We start from the raw sequence: 12,384 nt of genomic DNA, 5'->3' as shown, positions 1-12,384 counted from the left end.
ATTCGCGAGCAAGCCCGCTCCCACATTAGTCTGCATGGGGTCCTGAAGCGCTGCTTACAACCCAAGCAGCGACAGCATGATAAACGTCGCAAACAACACAAAATGCGTCATCCCTTCGATGGCATTGGTTTCGCCATCGTTGAGGTTGATCGCGCTGACGATCAGCGTGATAAACACCATCACCGTTTGCACCGGCGTCATCGCCATCTGGAACGGCTGACCGGTATAGAGCGCCATGGCCTCCATCACCGGCACCGTGAGGATCACCGTCGACAACGAAGCACCCAAGGCAATGTTCACCACCGACTGCATGCGGTTGGCCAAGGCGGCGCGCAAGGCGGTCAGGATTTCCGGCGCGGCCGAGATCGCAGCCACCACAATCGCCGTGATCACCGGCGGCGCACCTGTGCCTTCCAGGCCAAGGTCGAGGGTCTTGGACATCACCTCGGCCAGTGCGCCAATCACAATCACGCCAAACACCAACGTGCCGATGGAAAACGCCAAGCTGATCGGCGGCGTCTCCGGTTCTTCCGGCTGTTTCTTGCGGCGTTTTTCCGGGTAGCTGTAGCTGAAGAAATAACTGTGCGGCCCCACCTGCATGCGCAGGAACAAGGTGTACAGCACGACCATCGCGCCGATGGTGAAGGCCGAGTAAATTTTCCAGTCGGCCTCGGGGATAAATTCCGGCACCACCATCGACACGCCCATGGCCGTGAGGATCATCACGCTGTAGGTACGTGCCGAATCATCGTTGTAGGACTGTTCGCCATGCTTGATGCCGCCCATCAGTGCGGCGAGGCCGAGGATGCCGTTGATGTCGAGCATCACCGCCGAATAAATGGTGTCGCGCACCAGGGTTGGCGAAGGCTCGTTGCTCATCATGATTGCCAGGATCACCACTTCCACCAGCACCGCGGCAAGGGTCAGGATCATGGTGCCGTAGGGGTCGCCGACCTTTTCCGCCAGTTGCTCGGCGTGGTGCGCCACGCGCATCGAAGCCACGACAATAAAGGCGATCAGCGCCACGCCACTGAGCAGCGCCACCATTTGCCCGCTGTGCAGCATCCAGTGCTCCAGCGGGTACGCGGCGATGGCGGCAATCAGCGCCAGCAGCATGTATTTTTCTTGCTTGAGGGATGTGAGCATTCCGGGCCTTTTCGTACGGCTTAATCAGTCATTGATGGGGTACAGACTGCGCCGCGCTGCTAACGTTTCGTTACACCTTAGTTCACGCGGCCCTTGCGTGAATAAAACGAATACTCTCCTGCTGGTCAGGTTTTGCCGATTATTTCGGCCATGGCCTGTAGAATGCCGCCATTGCACCTGATGAGATTTTAGAAATGTACGATTGGCTCAACGCCCTGCCCAAGGCTGAATTGCACCTGCACCTGGAAGGCTCGCTGGAGCCTGAGTTGCTGTTCGCCCTGGCCGAACGCAACAAGATCGCACTGCCGTGGAATGACGTCGAAACCCTGCGCAAGGCCTACGCCTTCAACAACCTGCAAGAGTTTCTCGACCTGTATTACAAGGGCGCCGATGTACTGCGCACCTCCCAGGATTTCTACGACCTGACCTGGGCCTACCTGCTGCGCTGCAAAGCCCAGAACGTGATCCACACCGAACCCTTCTTCGACCCGCAAACCCACACCGACCGTGGCGTGCCGTTCGAAGTGGTGCTTAATGGCATCGCCGCTGCACTCAAAGATGGCGAGCAGCAACTGGGCATCACCAGCGGTTTGATCCTCAGCTTCCTGCGCCACTTGAGCGAAGCCGAAGCCGAGAAAACCCTCGACCAGGCGCTGCCGTTCCGTGACGCATTCGTGGCCGTGGGCCTGGACAGTTCGGAAATGGGTCACCCGCCGAGCAAGTTCCAGCGCGTGTTCGACCGCGCCCGCCACGAAGGCTTCCTGACCGTGGCCCACGCCGGTGAAGAAGGCCCGCCCGAGTACATCTGGGAAGCTCTCGACCTGCTGAAAATCCAGCGCATCGACCATGGCGTGCGTGCCATCGAAGATGAGCGTTTGATGCAGCGCATCATTGATGAGCAGATCCCGCTGACCGTGTGCCCGCTGTCCAACACCAAGCTGTGCGTGTTCGACGACATGGCCCAGCACAACATCCTCGACATGCTGGAACGCGGCGTGAAGGTCACGGTGAACTCGGATGACCCGGCGTACTTCGGCGGTTATGTCACCGAGAACTTCCACGCGCTGTACACCTCGCTGGGCATGACCCAGGACCAGGCCAAACGCCTGGCGCAGAACAGCCTGGATGCGCGGTTGGTGAAGCCATAAGCAAGATCGGCTGACACAACAGAGATGAATGTGGGAGCTGGCTTGCCTGCGATAGCGGTGTATCAGCCAGCCCTTTACTGCCTGACACACCGCTATCGCGGGCAAGCCCGGCTCCCACATTGACCTCATTTGCCTCAAGCTTGCGTCAATTCCTCCAGCGTCTTGCCCTTCGTCTCCATCCCGTAAACCCACACCACCAGCGCCGCCACGGCAAAACACAGCGCGCCCAAGGCAAACACCCCGCCCTGCCCGGTCATCGGGAACACCAGCCCGGTCACCAACGGCCCAAGCAACGAGCCGACCCGGCCAATGGCCGACGCAAACCCGGAACCGGTTGCCCGCGCCGACGTGGGGTACAGTTCCGGCGTGTAGGTGTACAGCACCGCCCACATGCCAAACAGAAAGAACTGCATGAGCAGCCCCGAGGTAACCAGCAACCCGACATTGCCGCCAAACACGGCGCTTTGCCCATACAGAAACGCCATCACCCCGCCGCCGAGCAAGGTCACCACGCACACCGGCTTGCGCCCCCAGCGCTCCACCAGCCATGCCGCCATCAGGAACCCGGGAATCCCGCCCAGGGAAATGATCACCGTGTAATACACCGACTGCGTCACGGCAAAACCCGACTGTTGCAACAAGGCGCTGAGCCAGGACGTCAGCCCATAGAAGCCCAGCAACGCAAAGAACCACACACTCCAGATCATCATCGTGCGCTGGCGATACTGCGCCGACCACAGCTGCTTGAACGCCGAGAGAAAAGTCCCCGGCACGCTCTCGACCCGGGGCAAGGCAATCGGCTCCGGCAACTCGGCACGTCCCAGTGAGTCGCGCACTTTCTGCTCGATGCCCTGCAACACCTTGTCTGCCTGCGCGTGCCGCCCTGCCTGCTCAAGCCAGCGTGGCGACTCCGGGATAAAAAACCGGATCGCCAGCACAAACACCGCCGGCACCGCCAATACCAGGAAGATGTCGCGCCAGCCCACCACCGGCAACAGGCAGTAAGACAACACCCCCGCCGCCACAAACCCCAGCGGCCAGAAGCCGTCCATCAAGGCGATGTAGCGCCCGCGCCCCTTGGCCGGGATCAACTCCGAGAGCATGGATTGGGCGATCGGAAACTCCATGCCCATGCCTATCCCCAGCAGGATGCGAAACAGCGTCAGCGTCTCCACCGTCTGCGCGGTGGAACACAGGTAGCTGGCAATGCCCCACAACACGATGCTCCACTGGAACACCGGCTTGCGCCCGAAGCGGTCCGCCAGCATCCCGGATAAAGACGCGCCCACCACCATGCCGAAGAAACTCGAACTGGCCAGTAACCCGGCCTGGGCTGTGCTCAGGCCGAACTCGGTTTTGATCGAGCCCAAAAGGAAGGTCATCATCGCCAGGTCCATGGAGTCGAAGAAAAACGCCAGGGCAATGATGATGAAAATGATTCGGTGGTAACCGCTGATGGGCAACCGTTCCAGCCGTTCCGCTGCGCTATAGCCTTGCATACCCATGCCGCACCCCCTGTGTGAAAAGTCCCCAGGGCGAGTGTGCGGCATCGTTTTGCCTGGTTATCGCTGGATGCGACCTGACTGAAACCATGAGCGACGCAACGGCGGCTAAGAACGCTCCAACGCGGCCAGCCGGTTGATTTCCACAAGCCCTGTGTCAGTCACCAGCAGGGCCCGGGACTCGTTGATCACGCCGATCCAGCCGGACTGTAGAAACAGCTGCAACAACCCCGTTCCCAACGCGCCTCCCACGTGTGGCTGCTGCTGGCTCCAGTCAAAACAGTCGCACACCAAGGGCGACGCCAGTGCCTGGGTAAAAATGCCCAGCCTCGCCAAGTGGCGCGCGCCTTTGACCGTGACGTCGGTACGCTGCTCACTGCACTCAAGCCACCCGGCTTCCACCATCCGTTGATACAACGCGGCGGCCAGTTCACCGCCCAGGTGACCCTGGCACAACCGGGCGCGGCGCAACGGCAGCGGTGCCACTAACGCGGGCGGTGAGGTTTCAGGGGTGCGGCGCACGGCGCTGGCCACGGTGGTAATGGCCAACGCGTCGATAGCCGCGCTGACGTCGGTGGCCGCCACACGAAACAGGCGCGTGCCCCGGCGCGCCTCGGTGCGCAGCAAACCACCGCCGATCAGCCGCGCCAAATGCGCATTGGCTGACGCCGCCGACAGCCCGGCCAGTGTCGCCAGCTCCTCAGAGGACTTGGCCGAGCCGTCCATCAAGGCCCAAAGCATGGCGGTGCGCTTGGGCTCGGCGAGCAAGCTGGCGATCTGACTGATGCAAGGTGCTTCTTCCATGTGTTCACTCCCTGTTAATCATTTGTCTGCTGCGGTTGGCGCCAAAGTATAGGGGCGCAAACCGCCAGTTCCGCGTCGTCTGACAGCGTGAATAGGGACAGGATCTGAGGGAAATTTCCGGCTTTAGTGGAGGCTATTGCTGTGTGTTCAATCGCTCCGACCAGAGTGCGGTCAATGTCGCACAGCGGGCCACGAGCATTTCCCGCAACAGGTTGATGGGTTTGCTCAATTGAGCACGGTGGGCGCACAGCAGATTGAGCGGCGTACGCTCGCCGCGAAGCTCCGGCAGGATCACGCGCAAGCGCCCTGCCAACACGTCGGCACTCACGTCCAGCCAGGATTTATAGGCAATGCCCACACCCGCCACTGCCCAGCGGCGCACCACGTCGGCGTCGTCACTGAAGCGGTCACCGCTCACCGTGAGGCTGACGTCGCGCTTGCCGTCGTGAAAACTCCAGTGGTCATGCACGCGGCTGCCGAGCATATACAGCAGGCAATTGTGTTGGGCCAGTTGCTCCAGGTGCCGGGGTTCGCCGTGTCGGGCGAGGTAGCCGGGCGCTGCGCAGAGCACACGAACATTGTCCGGGGCGATGGGCAACGCGATCAGGCTGGAGTCTTCGGGCTCGCCATACCGCAGGGCAATGTCCACCGGCTGGCGGAACAGGTCGGCAATCCGATCGCCCAGCAACAGGCGCACGCTCAGTTGCGGGTATTCGCGCTGGAACTCATCCAGCCATGGCAATAACTGGTTGCGCCCGAAGTCCGACGGCGCCGACAGTTGCAACACGCCGCTGACATGGTCCTGGCCACTGGCCAATAAGCGCCGTCCTTCATCCAGCGAACTCAGCGCGGTGCGGGCGTACTCCAGAAAACCCTCACCCTCGGCGGTCAAGCGCAGGCTGCGGGTGGAGCGCGCCAGCAAACGGGCGCCCAATTGTTGTTCGATGCGCTTGAGCGCCGCGCTGGCCACGGCGGGCGACAGGTCCATCACCCGAGCCGCCGCCGACAAACTGCCCAGGTCCGCCGCGCGCACAAACAACTGCAAATCGTCAAAACGCAGCACTTTGAATACCCATTATCAAAATTTTGTTGAAACAGACCTCTGTTTTAGCCGCTTTTTTCTTCGTCCGAAATAGCCAATCATCTGTCCATCCCGTTCATCACGTGTCAGGAGTCGAATATGTCCACCGCCTTTAACGTCATCGCCACGCTGATCGCCAAACCCGGCCAACAGGCCACCCTGGAAACCCTGCTGCGCGGCCTGCTGGAACCGACCCGCCTCGAAGCCGGTTGCGAGCAGTACGACCTGCACCAGGACCTGCAACACCCCGAGACCTTTTACATGCTTGAACGCTGGAGCGACGACGCGGCGCTGGCCGACCACGACGAGAGCGCACACATCCAGGGTTTCCGCGCCAAGGCCGCTGATGTGCTCGAACACTTCGAACTCAAGCGCCTGAAATTTCTTGCCTGATCATTGCCCTCTTCCGGAGTTTCCATGAAAGCCATTGCCTACTACGCCGCACTGCCCATCAACGATCCAAAATCCCTGCAAGACATTGAACTGCCAGCACCGGTCGCCGGCCCGCGCGACCTGCTGGTGGAAGTCAAAGCCATCTCGGTCAACCCGGTGGACACCAAGGTGCGCCAGAACGTCGCCCCGGAAAACGGCGCCGCCAAGGTGCTGGGCTGGGACGTGGCCGGTGTGGTCAAGGCCGTCGGCAGCGAAGTGACGCTGTTCAAGGCCGGCGACAAGGTCTTCTACGCCGGTTCCCTGACCCGCCCGGGCGGCAACAGCGAGCTGCACACTGTGGACGAACGCATCGTCGGCCATATGCCCAAGAGCCTGGGGTTTGCTGACGCGGCCGCGCTGCCGCTGACGGCAATCACTGCCTGGGAGCTGCTGTTCGAGCGCCTGCAAGTGCGTGAAGGCAAGGACGATGAAGGCCAGAGCCTGCTGATCGTCGGCGCCGCGGGTGGCGTGGGCTCGATCCTGACGCAACTGGCCAGCCAGCTCACCGCCTTGAAAGTCATCGGCACCGCTTCACGCCCGGAAACCCAGGAATGGGCCAAGACGCTGGGCGCCGACCTGGTGATCGACCACAGCCAGCCATTGAGCGAAGCGCTGAAAGCCGCCGGCCATGCACAGGTCACCCACGTCGCCAGCCTGACCCAGACCGACCATCACCTGGACCAATTGGTCGAAGCCCTGGAGCCTCAAGGCAAGCTGGCGCTGATCGACGATCCCAAGGCGCTGGACGTGAGCAAACTCAAGCGCAAGAGCCTGTCGTTGCATTGGGAGTTCATGTACACCCGCTCGATGTTCGAGACGTCGGACATGATCGAACAGCACAACCTGCTCAACCGCGTGGCCGAGCTGATCGACGCCGGCACCCTGAAAACCACGGTGGGCGAGCACTTCGGCGTGATCAACGCCGAGAACCTGCGCCGCGCCCACACGCTGCTGGAAAGCGGCAAGGCCAAGGGCAAGATCGTGTTGGAGGGGTTCTAAAAGCAGTCTGTCAGTGTCGTCTGTTATTCATGTGAGTAATGGACGACACCGCTAGTCAGAGAGTTGATCTTTGTCATATTTGTGAGCGTATTCGGGTTTATATTGGCCGCCTTTGCCACGATTCTTTTACGTGAGGAAGTCAGCAATGAAGATCCTGATAAAAGCGTTAGCAAAATCCCCAGGCCACAAATGGCAGGTCAGCCTCGACGGCGACGCCTTCACTTTTCGCAATGAGGCCGAGGCCCGCGCCTTTGCCGACACGCTGCAAGCGCGTATCCAGGCGCCCCACCGCATTCCTCTCAGCCAGCAACGTTCCGCCGCTGGCTGATCCGCGTTTCAGACCTGCGCCTGCGCGGCCCTCGCCCGTTGCAGGCGCTGCGTCGACACTGCCACCGTCACCGCCAATACACCGCACAAGCTGATGACCATCGCCATCGGCATCGCCGTGCCGTCGTGCAACACGCCGACCAACGACGCCGCACCCGCCGCCACACCAAACTGAATGCAACCGAGCAACGCCGACGCACTGCCGGCCCGTGCACCTTGCCCGGCCATGGCGCACGCCGAGGTGTTGGGCAAAATGCAGCCCAGGCTGGCGATGCAGATAAACAGCGGCACCAGCAATGGCCACAACGCGTCGGTGCGCAACGCCGCAATGCCCAGCAGCGTCAGCGCCGCCAGCATGTACAGCCAAACCGTGCGCGACAGCAAAAAGGCCGGGCCACGCTTGGACAGCAAGCGTGCGTTCACTTGTGCCACCAGGATAAAACCGGCGGCGTTGGAGCCGAACACCCAGCCGTAATGCTCGGGCGGCACGCCATAGAGTTTGATGAAGACGAACGGTGAACCGGCGATGTAGGCAAACATGCCGGCTATCGAAATGCCGCCGGTCAGCGCGTAACCCAGATAGACCCGGTCCGACAACAGGCTGCCATACCGGCGCAGCGACCCGGACAAGGGTTGACGCGGCTTGTCGGCGGGAAAGGTTTCCGGCAACCCGACCGCCACGGCAATGGCAGCCATCACGCTGAAGATCGACAAGGCCAGAAAAATCGATTGCCAGCCCCAGACCCCGACCATCACACCGCCTGCCAGCGGCGCGAGGATCGGCGCCAGGCCGGTCACCAGCATCAGTTGCGAATACACCTTGGCCGAGCCCACGGCATCACATTTGTCGCTGACCACCGCGCGGGAAATCACCATGCCCGCGCAACCGCCGAGGGCCTGCACGAAACGCGCGCCGATCAGCCATTCCAGGGACGGCGCATAGGCGCAGGCGAAGGACGCCAGCGTAAACAGCGTCACCCCGCTGAGCAGCGGGCCGCGTCGACCGAAGCGGTCCGCCAAGGGGCCGTAGATCAATTGGCCGATGGCCAGGCCACCGAAATACACCGCCAGAGTCAGCTGGATATGCTTTTCGTCGGTGGCAAATGCCGCGGCCATGGCGGGAAAGCCTGGCAGGTAGAAGTCGATCGCCAACGGCGCGAAAGCGCTCAAGGCGCCCAGAATCAGGATTATGCGGAGGTTCATCAGACACCCAAGTGAGTCGGCAGCCCGACAGTCTAGCCGCGCTTGGGTGCCATGAACATTACGTTAGCTCGCTAACTATCAGAAAATTCATGCGAGCTTGGCGGCGTAGCCTTCTTCGGTGATCAGGCTGATGACCTGCTCGGCAGACAGGCGGCTTTCCACACCGACTTCTTTTGCGGCCAGGTCGACCTTGACGCTCGCCGCGGGGTCCTGGGTCTGCACCGCCTGGGTCACCGCTCGAACACAATGGCCGCAGGTCATTCCTTCAACGCTGAATACTTGCATGACATGACTCCTTTAATGAGGGTGGACGCAGTGTCGACCTTGCCATCGTGGCAAGGTCAAGTGCTGAAAATAGCGGCCGGGCTGGTATTCGGCCGCGCCGTCGGCCAAGCTTCATCCATCTTTGATTGGAACCACGGAGCATTCGCCATGCGCTGGTCGTTTTTTGCCCTTATGGGCCTGATGAGCTTGTCTGCCGTCGCGCCCCTGGCCGTCGCCGATGAAGACTATGCGGTGCTGATCATTTCCCGGGAGCGCCTGGAAGTGCCGACCAACTGTGAGATCGGCCTCTATATCCAGGACCAGTTGGCCGGGCGCCTGTTCCAGGAACAGGCCACCTCGTTCAACCTGCCGGCGGGCAATGTGTCGCTGCGCCTGAAGCTGCTGCCGGGCCAGGCACAAGGTTGCTTGCCGGGCATGCTCGCGCCACCTGCGCAGAACATCACGCTGAAGGCCGGTGACGTGCGCAAGTTGCGTATCGCCCAAGGCCCGGACGGCATGTACCTGAAACCCGCTGCCTTGGAATATTAGACAACCCGCGCCGGCTGACGGAACGCGCAGCGTCCCGTGCGGCATTCCTACGCAGAGCGTGGGAACGATCGACGCTTGACCTTCCCCACAGGTCAAGGTTGATCCTAGGGGCAACGTCTCTTGGAGGACTGCCCCATGAATGGATCCACCACGTTTGACCTGCCCATCAGCGGCATGACCTGCGCCAGCTGTGCCGGCCGCGTCGAGCGCGCGTTGGGCAAGGTGCCGGGGGTGCAACGTGTCAGCGTCAACCTGGCCAATGAGCGCGCCCACGTCGAAGTGCTGGGCCAGATGGACCCCGGCGTATTGATCGCGGCGGTCGACAAGGCCGGCTACACCGCCACCCTGCCGCAAAGCGAAACCGTCACCGATGCCAATCAAGCCCAGCGCCTGCACCGCGAGCGCTGGTCGCTGCTGCTGGCGATTCTTTTGGCCTTGCCGCTGGTCCTGCCGATGCTGGTAGAGCCCTTCGGCCTGCACTGGATGCTCCCGGCCTGGATGCAGTTCGCGCTGGCCACGCCGGTGCAATTTATTGTGGGTGCGCGCTTTTATATCGCCGCATGGAAAGCCGTGCGTGCCGGTGCCGGCAATATGGATTTGCTGGTGGCCATCGGCACCAGCGCCGGTTACGGCCTGAGCCTGTATGAATGGCTCACGGCGCCTGCGGGCAGCATGCCGCACCTGTATTTCGAAGCTTCGGCGGTGGTGATTGCCTTGGTGTTGCTCGGCAAATACCTGGAAAGCCGCGCCAAACGCCAGACCGCCAGCGCCATCCGCGCCCTCGAAGCCCTGCGCCCGGAGCGCGCAATTCGAGTGTTTGAAGGGCGTGAAGAAGACGTCGCGATCACCGCACTGACGCTCAATGACCTGGTGCTGGTCAAACCCGGCGAGCGCTTCCCGGTCGACGGTGAAGTGGTCGACGGCCAGAGCCATGCCGACGAAGCGCTGATCAGCGGCGAGAGCCTGCCGGTGCCGAAACAACCGGGCGACAAGGTCACCGGCGGCGCCATCAATGGCGAAGGCCGTTTGCTGGTGCGCACCCAGGCTCTGGGCGCGGAAAGCGTGCTGGCGCGGATCATCCGCCTGGTGGAAGACGCCCAGGCGGCCAAGGCACCGATCCAGAAGTTGGTGGACAAAGTCAGCCAGGTATTCGTCCCGGCCGTGCTGGTAGTGGCAGCGATCACGCTGGTGGGCTGGTGGTTGTATGGCGCGCCGTTGGAGACCGCGATCATCAATGCGGTGGCGGTGCTGGTGATCGCCTGCCCGTGCGCGTTGGGCCTGGCCACGCCGACCGCGATCATGGCCGGTACCGGGGTCGCCGCGCGCTACGGGATTCTGATCAAAGACGCCGAAGCCCTGGAACGCGCCCATGAAGTGAGCGCCGTAGTCTTCGACAAGACCGGCACCCTGACCTCCGGCGCGCCAAGAATTGCGCACTTGGCGGCAGTGGATGGCAATGAAGCCCTGCTACTGCAACAGGCCGGGGCGCTGCAACGCGGCAGCGAGCACCCGCTGGCCAAGGCTGTGTTGGATGCGTGCAACGAGCGAAGCCTGAAGGTGGCCGATGTAACCGCCAGCCAATCCCTCACCGGGCGTGGCATCGCCGGCACGCTCGATGGCCGCCAACTGGCCTTGGGCAACCGGCGCCTGCTCGAAGAAAGCGGCTTGAGCGCAGGCGACCTGGCCAATTCCGCCACGGCCTGGGAAGCCGAAGGCCGCACGCTCTCCTGGCTGATCGAGCAAGGCGCACAGCCGCGTGTGCTGGGGCTGTTCGCCTTTGGTGACACCCTCAAGCCCGGCGCCTTGCAAGCGGTGGAACAACTCAAGGCGCAGCACATCAGCAGCCACCTGATCACTGGCGACAATCGCGGCAGTGCCCGCGTGGTGGCCGAAGCCCTGGGCATCGACGATGTGCATGCCGACGTGCTGCCGGCCGACAAAGCCGCCGCCGTCGCCGAGCTGAAAAAGACCGGCGTGGTCGCGATGGTCGGTGACGGCATCAACGATGCCCCGGCCCTGGCTGCCGCCGATATCGGCATCGCCATGGGCGGTGGCACCGACGTGGCCATGCACGCGGCCGGTATCACCCTGATGCGCGGCGACCCACGCCTGGTGCCGGCCGCGCTGGAGATCAGCCGCAAGACCTACGCGAAAATCCGGCAGAATCTGTTCTGGGCCTTTGTGTATAACTTGATCGGCATTCCGCTGGCCGCATTCGGCCTGCTCAACCCGGTATTGGCCGGTGCAGCGATGGCGCTGTCCAGCGTCAGCGTGGTGAGCAATGCCTTGCTGCTGAAAACCTGGAAACCCAAGGACGTGGAGGATCAACGCCCATGAATATTGGCCAAGCGGCTCGCCAAAGCGGGCTGAGCGCGAAGATGATTCGCTATTACGAGTCCATCGGTTTGCTCAAAGCGGCGCACCGTACCGACAGCGGCTACCGTGTGTATGGCCCGGATGACTTGCACACGCTGGCGTTTATCAAGCGTTCGCGGGATCTGGGCTTTTCACTGGAGGAGGTCGGCAAGCTGCTGACCCTGTGGCAGGACCGTGGCCGGGCGAGTGCCGATGTAAAAGCGCTGGCACGCGAGCATATCGAGGAACTGAATCAGAAGATTCTGGAGCTTGGGCAACTGCGCGATACGTTGCAGGACCTGGTGGAGCACTGCCAGGGCGATCATCGCCCGGATTGCCCGATTCTCAAGGAGTTGGCATCGGGGAGTTGCTGCGCCTGAATACAGGGAGTGAGCCGGTCTGCCGGGATGAAGTTTGCTGTGGCACACAGGTTTATTGTAGTGAGCGGGCTTGCCCCGCGCTGGGCTGCGAAGCGGCCCCATTCCAGCCACCGCGTTATGTCTGGCGAAACGCGTTGACCTGTTGGGGCCGATTCGCAGCCCAGCGCGGGGCAAACCCGCTCACCACAAAAGCC

The 12,384-nt window shown here is 62.2% G+C and carries 13 protein-coding genes; 7 read left to right on the top strand and 6 right to left on the bottom strand.

All coding sequences use genetic code 11. The features are described from left to right. Window positions 1-54: 54 nt before the first annotated feature. Window positions 55-1,146: a calcium:proton antiporter gene (locus tag WBB95_RS26630; protein ID WP_424490289.1), complete on the bottom strand. Its 1,092-nt coding sequence runs from the start codon at window positions 1,144-1,146 to the stop codon at window positions 55-57. A gap of 194 nt (window positions 1,147-1,340) precedes the next feature. Between WBB95_RS26630 and WBB95_RS26625 the strand changes: the two genes are divergently transcribed. Next, the gene (locus tag WBB95_RS26625) at window positions 1,341-2,294 is read left to right on the top strand and encodes an adenosine deaminase (protein ID WP_153839997.1); all 954 of its coding nucleotides are present in this window, start codon (window positions 1,341-1,343) and stop codon (window positions 2,292-2,294) included. A 134-nt stretch (window positions 2,295-2,428) separates the two neighbouring features. On the opposite strand, the gene WBB95_RS26620 is transcribed toward WBB95_RS26625, so the two are convergent. The 3 genes from WBB95_RS26620 to WBB95_RS26610 form a co-directional block, all read right to left on the bottom strand. Beyond that, entirely contained in the window at window positions 2,429-3,799 is a 1,371-nt protein-coding gene (locus tag WBB95_RS26620; protein WP_424490288.1) for an MFS transporter, read from the bottom strand. Between the two features lie 105 nt (window positions 3,800-3,904). Beyond that, window positions 3,905-4,600 carry an ArsR/SmtB family transcription factor gene (locus WBB95_RS26615; RefSeq protein ID WP_424490287.1) on the bottom strand — a complete coding sequence of 232 codons (696 nt, stop codon included), beginning with the start codon at window positions 4,598-4,600 and terminating at the stop codon, window positions 3,905-3,907. A 133-nt stretch (window positions 4,601-4,733) separates the two neighbouring features. Then, on the bottom strand, window positions 4,734-5,663 hold the full coding sequence (locus WBB95_RS26610) for a LysR family transcriptional regulator (protein WP_424490286.1): 930 nt from the start codon (window positions 5,661-5,663) through the stop codon (window positions 4,734-4,736). A gap of 117 nt (window positions 5,664-5,780) precedes the next feature. Between WBB95_RS26610 and WBB95_RS26605 the strand changes: the two genes are divergently transcribed. The 3 genes from WBB95_RS26605 (at window position 5,781) to WBB95_RS26595 (ending at window position 7,440) form a co-directional block, all read left to right on the top strand. Next, a complete protein-coding gene (locus tag WBB95_RS26605) occupies window positions 5,781-6,074 on the top strand; it encodes a putative quinol monooxygenase (RefSeq protein ID WP_424490285.1) in 294 nt (97 codons plus the stop codon). A gap of 24 nt (window positions 6,075-6,098) precedes the next feature. Further along, window positions 6,099-7,112, top strand: a complete 1,014-nt coding sequence (locus WBB95_RS26600; protein WP_424490284.1) for a zinc-binding alcohol dehydrogenase family protein — start codon at window positions 6,099-6,101, stop codon at window positions 7,110-7,112. A gap of 145 nt (window positions 7,113-7,257) precedes the next feature. Then, window positions 7,258-7,440, top strand: coding sequence for a hypothetical protein (locus tag WBB95_RS26595; RefSeq protein WP_071486203.1), 183 nt, complete (start codon window positions 7,258-7,260; stop codon window positions 7,438-7,440). Window positions 7,441-7,448: 8 nt separating this feature from the next. Here WBB95_RS26595 and WBB95_RS26590 read toward each other — a convergent pair whose 3' ends face one another. Further along, entirely contained in the window at window positions 7,449-8,642 is a 1,194-nt protein-coding gene (locus tag WBB95_RS26590; RefSeq protein ID WP_424490283.1) for a multidrug effflux MFS transporter, read from the bottom strand. An 87-nt stretch (window positions 8,643-8,729) separates the two neighbouring features. Continuing rightward, on the bottom strand, window positions 8,730-8,927 hold the full coding sequence (locus WBB95_RS26585) for a heavy-metal-associated domain-containing protein (RefSeq protein ID WP_424490282.1): 198 nt from the start codon (window positions 8,925-8,927) through the stop codon (window positions 8,730-8,732). 147 nt (window positions 8,928-9,074) lie between these two features. Here WBB95_RS26585 and WBB95_RS26580 point away from each other — a divergent pair, with 147 nt between their 5' ends. The 3 genes from WBB95_RS26580 (at window position 9,075) to cueR (ending at window position 12,190) form a co-directional block, all read left to right on the top strand. Then, window positions 9,075-9,455 carry a hypothetical protein gene (locus WBB95_RS26580; protein ID WP_424490281.1) on the top strand — a complete coding sequence of 127 codons (381 nt, stop codon included), beginning with the start codon at window positions 9,075-9,077 and terminating at the stop codon, window positions 9,453-9,455. A gap of 135 nt (window positions 9,456-9,590) precedes the next feature. Further along, entirely contained in the window at window positions 9,591-11,792 is a 2,202-nt protein-coding gene (locus WBB95_RS26575) for a heavy metal translocating P-type ATPase (RefSeq protein ID WP_424490280.1), read from the top strand. Beyond that, window positions 11,789-12,190 carry a Cu(I)-responsive transcriptional regulator gene (gene cueR / locus WBB95_RS26570; RefSeq protein WP_424490279.1) on the top strand — a complete coding sequence of 134 codons (402 nt, stop codon included), beginning with the start codon at window positions 11,789-11,791 and terminating at the stop codon, window positions 12,188-12,190. Before WBB95_RS26575 ends, cueR begins: the two co-directional genes overlap by 4 nt. Window positions 12,191-12,384 lie beyond the last annotated feature (194 nt).

The sequence above is a fragment of the Pseudomonas sp. genome (genome assembly GCF_049645325.1).
GTDB lineage: Bacteria > Pseudomonadota > Gammaproteobacteria > Pseudomonadales > Pseudomonadaceae > Aquipseudomonas.
Note: the sequence above shows the minus strand (reverse complement) of the source record. Positions and strands in the feature narration are given on the sequence as shown.

Bases quoted from the DNA above. Each gene is read 5' to 3' on its own strand.
- cueR (WP_424490279.1), top strand. From the start codon at position 11,789: ATGAATATTGGCCAAGCGGCTCGCCAAAGCGGGCTGAGCGCGAAGATG.
- WBB95_RS26615 (WP_424490287.1), bottom strand. From the start codon at position 4,600: ATGGAAGAAGCACCTTGCATCAGTCAGATCGCCAGCTTGCTCGCCGAG.
- WBB95_RS26585 (WP_424490282.1), bottom strand. From the start codon at position 8,927: ATGCAAGTATTCAGCGTTGAAGGAATGACCTGCGGCCATTGTGTTCGA.
- WBB95_RS26600 (WP_424490284.1), top strand. From the start codon at position 6,099: ATGAAAGCCATTGCCTACTACGCCGCACTGCCCATCAACGATCCAAAA.
- WBB95_RS26590 (WP_424490283.1), bottom strand. From the start codon at position 8,642: ATGAACCTCCGCATAATCCTGATTCTGGGCGCCTTGAGCGCTTTCGCG.
- WBB95_RS26595 (WP_071486203.1), top strand. From the start codon at position 7,258: ATGAAGATCCTGATAAAAGCGTTAGCAAAATCCCCAGGCCACAAATGG.
- WBB95_RS26620 (WP_424490288.1), bottom strand. From the start codon at position 3,799: ATGGGTATGCAAGGCTATAGCGCAGCGGAACGGCTGGAACGGTTGCCC.
- WBB95_RS26575 (WP_424490280.1), top strand. From the start codon at position 9,591: ATGAATGGATCCACCACGTTTGACCTGCCCATCAGCGGCATGACCTGC.
- WBB95_RS26580 (WP_424490281.1), top strand. From the start codon at position 9,075: ATGCGCTGGTCGTTTTTTGCCCTTATGGGCCTGATGAGCTTGTCTGCC.
- WBB95_RS26605 (WP_424490285.1), top strand. From the start codon at position 5,781: ATGTCCACCGCCTTTAACGTCATCGCCACGCTGATCGCCAAACCCGGC.
- WBB95_RS26630 (WP_424490289.1), bottom strand. From the start codon at position 1,146: ATGCTCACATCCCTCAAGCAAGAAAAATACATGCTGCTGGCGCTGATT.
- WBB95_RS26625 (WP_153839997.1), top strand. From the start codon at position 1,341: ATGTACGATTGGCTCAACGCCCTGCCCAAGGCTGAATTGCACCTGCAC.